The sequence below is a fragment of the Mesoflavibacter sp. CH_XMU1422-2 genome (genome assembly GCF_037029245.1).
In the GTDB taxonomy this organism is placed as follows: Bacteria; Bacteroidota; Bacteroidia; order Flavobacteriales; family Flavobacteriaceae; genus Mesoflavibacter; species Mesoflavibacter zeaxanthinifaciens.
The window spans coordinates 125,689-139,593 of record NZ_JAYMEE010000062.1; the positions used below are offsets into that span (position 1 = coordinate 125,689).

The window sequence follows — 13,905 nt, forward strand, 5'->3', positions numbered from 1 at the left end:
TCAGTAAGCTATATTATTTTTGCTCAAAAAGTTAAGATGAATATTACAGAAGATTTAAAATGGAGATATGCCACAAAAAAATTTGATAATAATAAAAAAGTATCTAAAGATGATATCGATAAAATTTTAGAAGCTTTTAACCTTACAGCTTCTTCTTACGGTTTGCAACCAATAAAACTTGTTGTTTTGCAAGATGAATTAAAACAAGAAGAGTTAGTAAAGTTTTCAATGATGCAACAACAAGTAAAGGATGCATCGCATGTTTTAGTTTTTTGTATCGACTCTGTAGTTAATGAAGATAAAATTTCAGACTATTTTAATTTAGTAAAGCAAACTAGAAATACTCCAGACGATATTTTAAATCCTTTTAAAAAGTTTTTGATTGAAGACTTCAAATTAAAAACTCAAGAAGAAATTGAAGCATGGGCAAAAAACCAAGCATATTTAGCTATGGGAAACTTATTGACTGTTTGTGCTATGTTAAAAATAGATTCATGCCCAATGGAAGGTTTTAACCCAGATAAATTTGATGAAATTTTAGGTTTAAATAAACTTAATTTAAAAAGTGTATTGGTTATGCCTATAGGTTATCGTTCTGAAGACGATTTTATGGCTAGTCTAAAAAAAGTAAGAAAGCCTATAGAAGATATGATCATCTTTAAATAATGTAATATTTTGGCTTAATTGTTGTTATTTAGATATAAATAATACATTTGTACATATAATTTTTAAGTAATGAAACATTTAATTTTCATATTTAGTTTATTTTTTTCTTCACTTTTATTTTCTCAAGAAGAAGAACATTCAAGTTTAAATTGGTTAACAGACTTGAACGAAGCAAAAGTAGAAGCAACATCTTCTAAAAAACCCATTTTAGTATTATTTACAGGAAGTGATTGGTGTGCACCGTGCAAAATGTTAAAAGAAGATTTTTTTGATTCTGATGAATTTGAAACTAAATCTAAGCAATTTGTTTTATTAATGATTGATATACCAAGACGAACAGACATAATTACAGAAGAACAAAGAAAAAAGAATTTTGAAGTTGTAAGAAAATACAACAAAGAAGGTGGTTACCCTAATCTTGTTGCTTTAGATGATAATTTAAAAGTTATAGGAGAGCTGTCAGGCTATACTTTTTTAAGAGAAACAGATAGACATTTTGCATTTATAGATTCAATATTAGAAAATTATTAAATATTAATAACTAATAGAAAAAAGCGTTGTGACTTTATGTTATGACGCTTTTTTTTTCTTCTTATTAATAGTAAATTTGAAATCAATAAAATAAAAATTATGCCAGGATTTGAAAGCTTTGGTGAAGCAGAGCGAAAAGAAGCGCAAGATGTATTAGATAGCGGTATATTAATGCGTTACGGATTTGATGCTATGCGAAACGGACATTATAAAGCTAAATCTTTAGAAGAAGAGTTACAATCTACTTTACAAGTAAAGCACGCACAATTAGTTACAAATGGAACAGCTGCAGTTTCTGCGTCTTTAGCAATAGCAGGCGTAGGAGCAGGAGATGAGGTTATTGTACCTTGTTTTACATTTGTAGCGTCTTTTGAAGCTATTATGATGCTAGGAGCTATACCTGTTTTAGTAGATATAGATGACACATTAACTTTAAGTCCTGAAGCAGTAAAAAAAGCAATCACACCAAAAACAAAAGCTATAATGCCTGTACATATGTGTGGTAGTATGGCAGATTTAGACGCTTTAAAAGAAATTTGTGATGACAATAATTTAATTCTTGCAGAAGATGCATGTCAAGCTGTTGGTGGTACTTATAAAGGAAAATATTTAGGAACTTACGGTGATGTAGGTTCTTTATCCTTCGATTTTGTAAAAACTATAACTTGCGGTGAAGGTGGAGCAGTGCTAACAAATAATCCAGAGTTTGCCAAACATGCAGATCAGTTTAGTGATCATGGTCATGACCATATTGGTAATGATAGAGGAGCAGAATCTCATCCAGTTTTAGGTTATAATTTTAGGATTTCAGAACTTAATGCTGCAGTTGGATTGGCTCAAGTAAGACGTTTGAAAGACTTTATAGCTGTTCAAAAGAAAAATTACACAACTCTAAGAGAAGCGCTATCCGAAATTGAAGAAGTTACTTTTAGAACTGTTCCCGAAGGAGGAGAAGAAAGCTATGCTTTTTTAAATTTCTTTTTACCTAATTTGGATACAGCAAGGAAAGTTATCGCTTCATTTAAAGAGAAAGGTGTAGATGCTTGTTTTCATTATTACGATAACAATTGGCATTATGTACGTAAATGGGAACATTTAAAAGACATAAAAACACTATATCCTGTATCTAAAGAAGTAAAAGAAGGTTTGTCTTATCTAAAGCATAAAACATTTGATCAATCAGACCACTTTATTGGTAGAAATATCTCTTGCTTAATCAAATTATCTTGGACTGAAGCAGAAGTGAAAGAAAGAGCTAAATTAATGGTTCAAGCTATAAAAGAATCTCTTTAATAATTTACATATTCTACAATTTCTAACCCATAACCAATCATTCCTACGCGTTTAGTTTGTTGTGAGTTAGAAATTAATTTTAATTTATGAATATTTAAATCATGAAGTATTTGGGCTCCAATCCCAAAGTCTTTATTGTCCATTGCTATAGCAGGAGCTTTTGTAATTTTATTAGGTACCTGTTTTTCTTTTAAAACCGAAAGACGTTGTAATAAATTCATACTTTCAGCTTGTTGATTAATAAATAAAATGGCTCCTTTACCTTCTTTATTTATTACTTTAAACATATTATCTAACTTTTGGTCTGCATTATTAGTTAAAGTACCTAAAATATCATTATTTACTAAAGTAGAGTTAACTCTTGTTAATACTTCATCCTTACTAGTCCAATCGCCTTTAGTTAAAGCAATATGAATTTGGTTATTAGTGGTTTGTTGGTAAGCTCTTAACCTGTAATTACCAAAACGTGTTTCTATATTAAAATCTTCCTTTTTAATTATTAAGGAATCGTGTTCCATACGATAAGCCACTAAATCTTCAATAGAAACTATTTTTAAATCGAACTTTTCAGCAACTTTTATTAATTGAGGTAAGCGCGCCATAGTACCGTCTTCATTCATGATTTCAACGATAACACCTGCTGGTTGTAGTCCAGCTAATCTGGCAAAATCTATAGCTGCTTCAGTATGACCAGTACGTCTTAAAACACCACCTTCTTTTGCTACTAAAGGAAATATATGACCTGGTCTTGCTAAATCATAAGGTTTTGTGTTTGGATTTATTAAAGCTTGAACAGTTTTAGATCTATCTGCTGCAGAAATCCCTGTTGTTACTCCTTGACCTTTTAAATCTACAGATACTGTAAATGCTGTTTCCATGTGGTCTGTATTATTAGTAACCATCATGTGTAGGTCTAATTCTTTACATCTTTTTTCGGTAAGTGGTGTACAAATTAATCCTCGACCATGTGTTGCCATAAAGTTAATCATCTCTGGAGTAACTAATTCGGCAGCAGCTAGGAAGTCGCCTTCATTTTCTCTGTCTTCATCATCAACAACTATAATTACTTTTCCTGCTTTAATATCTTGAATAGCTTCTTCTATAGTGTTTAATTTTACGTCTACTGCGCTAACTGTTTTTGTGCTCATTACCTTAAAATTTGTGCAAAGATAAGCTATTTTTAAGCTTTTATAGGTTTAAGAATTGATTTTTAGATTTCTATTAACATGAATAATAGGATAGAGGATAAAACCTAATATTTTAAATAAAAGTGTCTCTTTAGTTTTATTTAAAGTTTTAAGTATTTTACTGTAGTGCCTAAATGTTTTTATATAGTTAAAAATAAAAACTATATATGATATTGCACTAATCTGTATTCCTGCTTCTGCTAATTGTGGTAACTTATTGTTTTTGAAAACAAAAAATAATATAAATAAAGCTAGAGCCAATATATAGGTTATAAAGCTAATTTTTGAAAGCAGTTTAAATTCTTTTAAAGCAGTCTTATCTATTGGGTTAACTTTTGGTTTAATGATAGTTTCAGTAGTTTCACCTAAAGCCTCTGCTACAATAGCTCTTTTTTTGTCTTGATTGGTTGTTTGTGTTTTTGATTTTTTACTTCCTAATTTAGAGTTGTACCATTTTTTAATTGGTACTGTTATGTGGTCAAATTCAAATAAGCCTCTATCTTCTGTAGCGCGTTTTGTTAAAAATATACTTAGAGGAAACATTATTAATGTGGAAAACCAAGCGGAAAGAACTGGATTTAATTTACCATTTTTAGCACTATTTTCTGCAAATAAACCAATAAAATGATAGGTTAAAAATAATACAATAGCAATAACCATTGGTAACCCTAATCCACCTTTTCTAATTAAAGCGCCTAAAGGAGCTCCTACAAAAAATAGAATAATACAAGCTACAGCTAAAGCAAACTTTTTATGTAATTCTATACCATGTTTGTTAATCCAAATACTCTTGTTTTTTAGAGTTTTTTCTTTAGAAGTCATTATTTGTTTTGTACTTGATACATTATTTACAGCATAATCTAATAACTGCACTTTAAATCTAGTATCAAAGAGGTCTAATAATGGTCCTTCGTATATAGTATCTTTTTTTGACTTTAAAGAGATGTTTAAGGTAGCAATGTTTGTTCTATTGTACATGGATTTAGAAAACTCCATGACATTATCTTGTCTTTCTAATTTAAGAGAATCTAAAGTGTGATTTAGCTCTGCTATATTTAGCATCGTGTATTTATTATCAACATTTTTTTCGTCTAAATCTACATTATTCAGCTCTGTTAAATCAATGTTCATAATGTGCTTCTTAAACTCACTTTTTACAAATGGTTTTTTCTGGCGGTCTTTTAGTTTTTTGGGAGGTGTATCATCATAATAATACCCATCATAAAGAATTAGTTTTAGTATGTTAGAATCTTCTTGACTTACTAATTCTCCCGTTTCGGCAATTATAACAGTATGGTTTCCTGCAACTCTAGTACTACTTTTTTTATGTATAGTAACACCTTTTAAAAACTTACCGTTTTCGCCACTTTTTTCTTCAACTTTAATATTAAAATTATCACCAATGTCGTTAAACTGTCCTTCTGCTATTGCCATAGCTGGTTTAACTTTGGCTATATTTTTTCTTAAGTTATGGCTTTCGTAATGTGCCCAAGGAATAACATTATTACTAAAGAAAAAAGTTGTTATAGATAGAATAAATATGAAAACGCCTAAACCAGACATTGCTCTTTGAAGAGAAATACCTGTACTTTTCATTGCAGCAAACTCATAGTTTTCAGCAAAATTACCAAACACCATTATAGAAGATAACAAAATAGTAAGTGGTAAAATTAAAGGAATAAGTGTAGGAGTGATGTACATTAAAAACTTAAGGATAGTAACTACGTCTAAGTCTTTTCCTGCTAATTCTTTAATGTATAGCCATATGGCTTGTAAAACAAAAATCAGCATGAGTATTACAAACACGCTGATAAAAGTTTTTAAGTAAGAGGTTAATATGTATCTATCTAGTATTTTCACCCCAAAAAATTAATCTAATTTGTTGATGTAGTAGTCCTTATACTTTTCTTGATCAAATGTAAATAAGGATTTTGATAATGTTTCGTTAGTTTTAAAAGAATTAACAGTTAAGGTTGTTTTAGTTCCGTTTTTGCCAATTTCAATTAGTCTATAAATATGTTTCGTTTTATTGTCTATACCTAAAAGCACATATTTGATTTCTGAAGAAGAATCTATAGGTGTTAATTTTACAAATTGTATTTTTCTACCTTGTACATTTTGTTCAATATCCATTTTGTATGTAAAACCATCTTCATAAAAGCTAAGCATTTTACTAGGTGTAATTGTATTTTGATCTTCATTAGAAACTTTAGACACAGTAACTTCTTCATCTTCTGGGCTTATACTGTATAAATTTTGACCATCAAAAATACGTGTAATACCTAATATGTTAAGTCTATATTTTTCACCTTCCATTATTACGTCACCACGTGTTTCTTGTTTAATATTTTCTTCAGTATTTTCTAAAACATATTTAAAGTCAATACTAATGTTTTTGTAATTTTTTGCTTTAGTAGAAACCTCGTCTAGTAAAGCTTTTGCTTTAGCGTTTTGCGCATAAGTTGTTAGAGTAAAAATTGTACTTAAAAAAAGGAATAATAACTTTTTCATTTTAATTTGTTTCGTTTTCTAATAGTTGTTCTAAAGCTAGTAAATCAGGTACTAACACTTGTCTTGCTTTACTACCTTCAAATCCGCCAACAATACCTGCAGCTTCTAATTGATCAATAATACGACCTGCACGATTGTAGCCTAATTTAAGTTTACGTTGTAGTAAAGAGGCAGATCCTTGTTGTGCTGTTACAATAATTTCTGCTGCTTCACGGAAGAGTTTATCTCTGTCCGATATATCTATATCAAGACTTGTGCCACTTTCTTCACCAACATATTCTGGTAATAAATAAGCGTCAGGATATGCTTTTTGTGCGCCAATAAAATCTACTATTTTTTCTACTTCTGGAGTATCTACAAAAGCACACTGTATACGTATCATATCATTACCTTGTGTGTAAAGCATGTCTCCACGTCCAATTAATTGGTCTGCTCCCGCACCATCTAAAATAGTACGCGAGTCTATTTTTGAAGTTACTCTAAACGCAATACGTGCAGGGAAATTGGCTTTAATAATACCTGTAATAACGTTTACAGATGGACGTTGCGTTGCAATAATAAGATGAATACCAATAGCACGTGCTAATTGCGCTAAACGTGCAATAGGTGTTTCTACTTCTTTACCAGCAGTCATAATTAAATCTGCAAACTCATCTACCACTAATACGATGTAAGGTAAAAACTGGTGTCCGTCGTTAGGATTTAATTTTCTAGCTTTAAACTTGGCATTGTATTCAGAAATATTTCTACAAAGTGCATTTTTAAGCAATTCGTAGCGATTATCCATTTCTATACACAACGAATTTAATGTGTTAATTACCTTTGTGTTATCCGTTATAATAGCATCTTCACTATCGGGTAATTTTGCTAAATAATGTCTTTCAATTTTATTAAAAAGTGTAAGTTCAACTTTTTTAGGGTCTACTAGTACAAATTTTACTTCAGCAGGATGTTTTTTGTATAAAAGTGAAGTTAATACTGCATTTAAACCAACCGATTTACCTTGTCCTGTTGCACCAGCCATAAGTAAATGAGGCATTTTGGCAAGGTCTATAACTAATGTTTCGTTACTAATGGTTTTACCTATAGCTATTGGTAATTGCATTTCTGATTTTTGAAATTTTTGAGATGCAATTACAGATCGCATTGATACGATTGTTGAGTTTTTATTAGGCACTTCGATACCAATAGTACCTTTACCAGGAATTGGCGCAATTATACGAATACCAAGCGCAGCTAATGATAAAGCAATATCGTCTTCTAAGTTTTTAATTTTAGAAATACGCACACCAGCTTCCGGAACAATTTCGTAAAGTGTTACTGTTGGACCAATGGTAGCTTTAATACTATCTATACCAATTTTGTAGTTGTTTAAGGTTTCTACAATTCGGTTTTTGTTTTCTTCTAACTCTTGTTGGTTTATAGTTACACCTTCGTTATCATATTTTTTAAGTAGATCTAATGGCGGATATTGATATTTACCAAGCTCTAAAGTAGGGTCAAATTGTCCAAAATCTTCAACAAGCTTGTTAGCAAGATTATCAGTTTCAGATTCTTCTTCTTTTACTGTTTCTACTTCAATTTTAACGTCTTCTTCACCATTTTCTTCTTTAATCGAAGTTTTTAAAATAGGTTCTTCAACTTCTTCTTCATCTTTTGGTGTAGACACTTCAAATGTTGTAGATGTTTCGGTTGTAGAATGATTAGTAATTGTAGGTTCTACATCTTTTTTGACTTCAAAAGCAGATTTTATATTTTCTGCTTCTTCAGAATGAGAATTATCAACAGGAGTAAAATCTTCTTTTAAATCGTCTTTAATTTCTGCTTTAGCTTTATTGAAAAGCGAAGCTATACGTTGCGGTGTAAATTTAAAACGAACTGCTAAATAGGTTATAAAAGCAAAAATTAATAGAAGTACAGTCCCTAGTTTTCCTATATAATCTTGAAAAAAGGTATTGACTTCAAAGCCTATTGTTCCGCTTAAAATGTCATTTTTAGAAGTGAAAAATCCGAATAAAACTGAAAACCATATGATTATTAATGTACCCCAAAACCAATGTCTTCTTAATTTGGTTTTGCTTAAATCCATTAGCACAAATACACCTGAAAGAAAAGTTAAGCCAGAAAATATAAATGACGCAATACCAAAACCACGTTGGATAAAAACATCACTTAACCAAGCACCAACTTTACTAAGCCAATTTTGTGTTTCGACATCTCTAGTTGTAAATTCTGATAAGGCACTTTGATCTGCTTTTCCGGTAAAAATAAAGGATAAGAAAGCAGTAAATAGCAAAAATCCAAGTATTACCAAAAAGCTACCAAAGACTAATTTTTGTTGATTATTCAACGTAAAATCAGGTTTTTTAAAGCGTGGCTTGTTTTTGGTTTTAGATGTTTTTTTTGCTTTGGCCATTAACGGTTTTTTAATTTGGGTAAAAATACAAATTGTAAACGTTTATCCTAATGGATAATTGTTTAAAAAATCTTAGGAATATAAATTATTAAACCAATAATTGACGCAGCGATTGAAGCAATAAAAACAGCGCCAGCTGCAATATCTTTAATTATTCCAATTTTAGGATGATGATTAGGATGGATAAAATTTGCGACTTCTTCTACAGCAGTATTTAATCCTTCAATACTCATAACCATTCCAATAGCTAAGCATTGCATAATCCATTCTGTGTTAGAAATGGAGTAATAAAAGCCAGCAACAGTTACAATAATTGCAATAACAAATTGTATCTGTATACTAGCTTCTGTTTTAATTAAGCGTAACATACCTAAAAAGGCATATTTAACGCTTTTAAGACGATTTATAATAAAAGGTTCTTTTGTTTTACTCATTAGATAAAGCGCTAAGAGCAGCTTCATAGTTAGGTTCGTCTGCTACTTCTTCTACTTGTTCTGTGTAGATTACTTTTCCATTTTCATCTAAAATAACAATACATCTAGAATGTAAAGTTTCAAAAGGTCCATTTTTAAACGCTAAACCATAATCATTACCAAACTCACCTGTTTTAAAATCTGATAGCATTTCTAAGTTGTCAATACCTTCTGCGCCACAAAATCTAGACATAGCAAAAGGTAAGTCTCTTGATATGCAAATTATTTTTGTGTTTTCTACTTCTGATGCTTTTTTGTTAAAAGTTCTTACCGATGTTGCACATGTACCAGTATCAACACTAGGAAATATGTTTAAAACCACTTTACTTCCTTTGTAATCAGCAAGTGTTTTTTCTGATAAATCTGTGTTAGTTAAATTAAAATTTGGAGCATCATTACCTACTTTAGGTAAATTTCCAACAGTTTCTACAGGATTGCCTCCTAGGGTTATTTTAGCCATAACATTTAATTTTTTTTCAAATTTAAAAATAATACGTTAAACACATTTTTTAAACACTGTTTATTGTTATAATTTGAAATTATTGTTTTGTAAAATTAAATAAATTTAACTTATAATTAAATAGTGATAATCAATTTTTTTGATCATTTTTTTGTAAATTTAATAGTTAATTTTAATGAAATATTATAAAAACTATAAAACTATTAATATGAAAAGCAATTCTAATGAAAATCCTAATGGAGAGAACTTCGAAATTAATGAAAGTTCAGCAAAATGTCCTTTTCTTAGCGGAACTATCAAAAAAACTGCTGGTGGCGGAGTAAAAAACCGCGATTGGTGGCCAAACGAATTAAAATTAAATATTTTACGTCAGCACGCGCCAAATTCAAACCCTTTAGACGATGATTTTGACTATGCTAAAGAATTTAATAGTCTTGACTTTGCAAAATTAAAGCAAGAGGTCATAGATTTAATGACAGATTCTCAAGATTGGTGGCCTGCAGATTACGGTCATTACGGTGGATTTATGATTAGAATGGCTTGGCATAGTGCAGGTACTTACAGAGTAGGAGATGGACGTGGTGGCGCTGGTGGCGGTAACCAAAGATTTGCCCCAATTAATAGTTGGCCAGACAATGGTAACCTTGACAAAGCAAGACTTTTACTTTGGCCTATAAAGAAAAAATACGGACGAAAAATATCTTGGGCAGATTTAATGATACTTGCAGGTAATTGTGCTTTAGAGTCAATGGGCTTTAAAACCTTTGGATTTGCAGGAGGAAGAGAAGATATATGGGAACCAGAACAAGATGTGTATTGGGGAAGTGAAACAGAATGGGGCGCAAATGAAGCGCGTTATGGCGATAGTAAAAATGTAGAAGAAAGAGATCTTGAAGATCCTTTAGCAGCAGTAATGATGGGTTGGATTTATGTAAACCCTGAAGGACCAGACGGTAATCCAGATCCAATGGGTTCTGCTAAAGATGTTAGAGAAACTTTTGGTCGTATGGCGATGGATGATGAAGAAACTGTTGCATTAATCGCTGGTGGACATACATTTGGGAAAGCTCATGGTGCAGCAGATCCTAGCAAATATGTTGGTGTTGAACCACATGGAGCTTCTATTGAAGAAATGAGTACGGGTTGGAAAAATACATTTGGTACTGGAGTTTTAGACGATACAATTACTAGTGGAATAGAAGGTGCTTGGACGCCAAATCCAACGCAATGGGATCACGATTATTTTGATGTGTTATTAAATTATGATTGGGAATTAACCAAAAGTCCTGCTGGGGCATACCAATGGAAACCAACTGAAGCTTCTAAAGCAAGAAAAGCTCCAAAAGCTGGTGATCCAAATGGAACTCAAGATTTAATGATGACCACTGCAGATATTGCTTTAAAAACAGATCCTGAATATTTAAAAATTTCTCAGAAATTTCATAAAGATCATAAAGCATTTGAAGATGCTTTTGCTCGTGCATGGTACAAACTTACACATAGAGATATGGGACCAATAGATCGTTATTTAGGTCCAGAAGTGCCAAAAGAACAATTGTTATGGCAAGATCCAATTCCTAAAGTAAATTATAAACTTTCTGAAGGCGATATTTCTAAATTAAAAGAAATGATTTTAGATTCTGGGTTATCAATATCTCAAATGGTAACTACTGCTTGGGCATCTGCTTCAACGTTTAGAGGATCGGATAAACGAGGTGGCGCTAATGGCGGAAGACTTCGTTTAGAGCCACAAAGAAGTTGGGAAGTTAACAATCCAAAAGAATTAGAAAAAGTCTTATCAAAATTAGAAGGTATAAAAAACGATTTTGATGGAGAAGTTTCAATAGCAGACTTAATTGTACTTGCAGGAAATGTTGGTGTTGAACAAGCAGCCAAAAAAGCAGGTCATAATATAGAAGTGCCATTTGCACAAGGTAGAGGAGATGCTTCACAAGAACAAACAGATATCGAAGGATTTAACTATTTACAGCCAATAGCAGATGGATTTAGAAACTATATTAAATCTGATTTACAAATTGCAGCAGAAGATTTATTAGTAGATAAAGCTAATCTTTTAACGCTTACTGTTCCAGAAATGACTGTTTTAGTTGGTGGATTAAGAGTTTTGGGTGCAAACTATGATGGATCTGATTATGGTGTATTTACCGATAAAAAAGAAACATTGACTAACGATTTCTTTACTAATATTTTAGATTTTACTTACACATGGAGCGCTACAAGTGAAGACGACAGATATTTTGAAGGTAGAGATAGACGTACTGGAGAATTGAAATTTAAAGGAACTCGTGCCGATTTAATTTTTGGTTCTAACACCGAATTAAGAGCTGTAGCAGAATTTTATGGTGCAAATGATGCACAAGAAAAATTTGTAAAAGATTTTGTAAAAGCTTGGACCAAAGTGATGAATTTAGATCGATACGATTTAAAAAAATAATCAAACAATTTTAATTTAAGAATGCTTGCCTGTCAAGCACTCTTTTTATTTTATACAGCAATGACAGAAAACGAATTATTTTTTGCTACAATACAATCTGGTAATGAAGACAATATAAAAGCACAATTAACCAGAAATCCAGATTTGGTAAATATTAAAGATCAAAGAGGTTTTACACCGTTAATTTTTGCAACTTATTTTAATAAAGAAAATATTGCCGAAATATTGTTAGAGCACAACGCAGATGTTAATGGTAAAGATGCTTCTGGTAATACAGCTTTGATAGGTGTTTCATTTAAAGGAAATACAGCTATTGCTGAAAAATTATTACAGCATAAAGCAGATATAAATGCTAAAAATAATGCTGGTATTACTGCATTAATTTATGCAGCGATGTATAATCAAGAAGACATGGTAAAACTTTTGCTTAAATATGAGGCAGATAAAACTATTGTAGATAATGAAGGAAAAAAAGCAATAGATTATGCAAAAGAAAAAGGCTTCAACAGTATTGCTGAAACCTTAGAATAAAAAAAACACTTCATTTGAAGTGTTTTTTATTTATCAATCGATCCTAAAACGCGTTGCATAAAGCTGTTTACCGCTTCTTTTTTAGGCGTACCATCTTTTATCATTTTATTGACTTCAATAGCACCATACATATTAGAGATTAACTCGCCAATAACATCTAATTCTTCATCTTTTAATGAAGGTACTTCGGTTAAGGCTTCTAATGTTTCAATAGTTTCAACTACGTAATCTTCGTCGTTGTCTTCTATAAACTGTGTAAGGTGTTTTATTACAGGTAATTTCATAATTTATAATTAAGCAACTTCGTTAACTAAATCTTTTAAAACGTCAAATTTGTTAGTTTGTACTTGATTAACAAAGTTTCCGTTTTTAAATGTTGCAAATGTTGGTAAGTTATCTACCGTTGCTAATTTTCTTGACTCAGGAAATTTTTCCGCGTCAGCGATAACAAAGGTTACATTTTCTAACTCGCTAGCCAATTTTTTTACTTTAGGCTTCATTATTCTACAGTTACCACACCATGTTGCAGAGTATTGTACAACTACAGTATCATTACTATTTACTAACTCTTGTAGGTTATCTTGGTCTAATTCTTTAAGCATAATTGAAAGTTTTAGTGTAAACACCAAATTCTAAAATATAGAATTTGGTGTTTTTTAAATTAAGGGATTATTCTAGTTTGCGTGAGTTGCTAAGTAACTAGCAACGCCATCTCTGTTAGCATTCATTGCTTCTTTACCTTCTTCCCAGTTTGCAGGACAAACTTCTCCTTTTTCTTGTACGTGAGTTAACGCATCGATTAATCTTAAGTATTCACCAACGTTTCTACCTAATGGCATGTTGTTAATGCTTTCGTGTTGTACGTTACCTTCTTCGTCAATGATGTAAGTAGCTCTGTAAGTTACGTTATCTCCTTCTACAGTTACAACACCAGTTTCTTCGTTGTAAGTTTCGTTAGTAATATCTAAAATGCCTAATGTAGAAGCTAAGTTACGGTTAGAATCTGCTAAGATTGGGTATGTTACACCTTCTATACCACCGTTATCTTTTGGAGTGTTTAACCATGCAAAGTGTACTTCTGGAGTATCACAAGAAGCACCAATTACGATAGTGTTTCTTTTTTCAAACTCAGCTAAAGCAGCTTGAAACGCGTGTAATTCTGTTGGGCATACAAAAGTAAAGTCTTTTGGGTACCAAAATAATAATACTTTTTTGTTGTTATTTTTTGCTTCTTCAAGAACGTTAATTTTGAATGTATCACCCATTTCGTTCATTGCGTCTACATTTAAATCTGGAAATTGTTTTCCTACTAATGCCATGTTTTATTTGTTTTGATTATTAATTTTAAAGCCGCAAATATAAACATGTTATTACTTTTAAAA

Annotated in this window: 14 protein-coding genes; 5 read left to right on the forward strand and 9 right to left on the reverse strand. The window is 31.2% G+C overall.

Translation table 11 applies throughout. The features are described from left to right. Window positions 1–36 precede the first annotated feature (36 nt). The 3 genes from WA340_RS09900 to WA340_RS09910 all read left to right on the forward strand — a co-directional run bounded on the left by WA340_RS09900 (window position 37) and on the right by WA340_RS09910 (window position 2,490). Window positions 37–666: an NAD(P)H-dependent oxidoreductase gene (locus WA340_RS09900; protein ID WP_336128817.1), complete on the forward strand. Its 630-nt coding sequence runs from the start codon at window positions 37–39 to the stop codon at window positions 664–666. Window positions 667–735: 69 nt separating this feature from the next. Beyond that, on the forward strand, window positions 736–1,197 hold the full coding sequence (locus WA340_RS09905; protein ID WP_336128818.1) for a thioredoxin family protein: 462 nt from the start codon (window positions 736–738) through the stop codon (window positions 1,195–1,197). A gap of 99 nt (window positions 1,198–1,296) precedes the next feature. Then, complete coding sequence (locus WA340_RS09910; RefSeq protein ID WP_336128819.1) at window positions 1,297–2,490, forward strand: DegT/DnrJ/EryC1/StrS family aminotransferase; 1,194 nt, start codon at window positions 1,297–1,299, stop codon at window positions 2,488–2,490. Here WA340_RS09910 and ribB read toward each other — a convergent pair. The 6 genes from ribB to tpx all read right to left on the reverse strand — a co-directional run bounded on the left by ribB (window position 2,487) and on the right by tpx (window position 9,537). Continuing rightward, window positions 2,487–3,638, reverse strand: a complete 1,152-nt coding sequence (gene ribB, locus WA340_RS09915) for a 3,4-dihydroxy-2-butanone-4-phosphate synthase (protein WP_027878804.1) — start codon at window positions 3,636–3,638, stop codon at window positions 2,487–2,489. The genes WA340_RS09910 and ribB overlap by 4 nt on opposite strands. A 48-nt stretch (window positions 3,639–3,686) precedes the next feature. Next, the gene (locus WA340_RS09920; RefSeq protein WP_336128822.1) at window positions 3,687–5,537 is read right to left on the reverse strand and encodes an LptF/LptG family permease; all 1,851 of its coding nucleotides are present in this window, start codon (window positions 5,535–5,537) and stop codon (window positions 3,687–3,689) included. 9 nt (window positions 5,538–5,546) lie between these two features. Further along, window positions 5,547–6,188, reverse strand: a complete 642-nt coding sequence (locus WA340_RS09925) for a LolA family protein (protein ID WP_336128824.1) — start codon at window positions 6,186–6,188, stop codon at window positions 5,547–5,549. 1 nt (window position 6,189) lies between these two features. Further along, window positions 6,190–8,604, reverse strand: a complete 2,415-nt coding sequence (locus WA340_RS09930; RefSeq protein ID WP_336128826.1) for a DNA translocase FtsK — start codon at window positions 8,602–8,604, stop codon at window positions 6,190–6,192. 62 nt (window positions 8,605–8,666) lie between these two features. Beyond that, window positions 8,667–9,038, reverse strand: a complete 372-nt coding sequence (locus WA340_RS09935; protein ID WP_336128828.1) for a diacylglycerol kinase — start codon at window positions 9,036–9,038, stop codon at window positions 8,667–8,669. Beyond that, on the reverse strand, window positions 9,031–9,537 hold the full coding sequence (tpx, locus tag WA340_RS09940; RefSeq protein ID WP_336128830.1) for a thiol peroxidase: 507 nt from the start codon (window positions 9,535–9,537) through the stop codon (window positions 9,031–9,033). Before tpx ends, WA340_RS09935 begins: the two co-directional genes overlap by 8 nt. Before the next feature lie 208 nt (window positions 9,538–9,745). On the opposite strand from tpx, the gene katG reads away from it, so the two are divergent. Continuing rightward, entirely contained in the window at window positions 9,746–11,992 is a 2,247-nt protein-coding gene (gene katG / locus WA340_RS09945) for a catalase/peroxidase HPI (RefSeq protein WP_336129225.1), read from the forward strand. A gap of 21 nt (window positions 11,993–12,013) precedes the next feature. Beyond that, window positions 12,014–12,523, forward strand: a complete 510-nt coding sequence (locus tag WA340_RS09950) for an ankyrin repeat domain-containing protein (RefSeq protein ID WP_336128832.1) — start codon at window positions 12,014–12,016, stop codon at window positions 12,521–12,523. Between the two features lie 26 nt (window positions 12,524–12,549). Here WA340_RS09950 and WA340_RS09955 read toward each other — a convergent pair whose 3' ends face one another. The 3 genes from WA340_RS09955 to WA340_RS09965 all read right to left on the reverse strand — a co-directional run bounded on the left by WA340_RS09955 (window position 12,550) and on the right by WA340_RS09965 (window position 13,842). After that, the gene (locus WA340_RS09955; protein WP_106678114.1) at window positions 12,550–12,807 is read right to left on the reverse strand and encodes a DUF6952 family protein; all 258 of its coding nucleotides are present in this window, start codon (window positions 12,805–12,807) and stop codon (window positions 12,550–12,552) included. Between the two features lie 9 nt (window positions 12,808–12,816). Next, entirely contained in the window at window positions 12,817–13,125 is a 309-nt protein-coding gene (locus WA340_RS09960) for a thioredoxin family protein (protein WP_027878813.1), read from the reverse strand. Window positions 13,126–13,197: 72 nt separating this feature from the next. Further along, window positions 13,198–13,842 (reverse strand): peroxiredoxin, encoded by a 645-nt coding sequence (locus tag WA340_RS09965; RefSeq protein ID WP_336128834.1) that lies wholly within the window; start codon window positions 13,840–13,842, stop codon window positions 13,198–13,200. Between the last annotated feature and the right edge of the window lie 63 nt (window positions 13,843–13,905).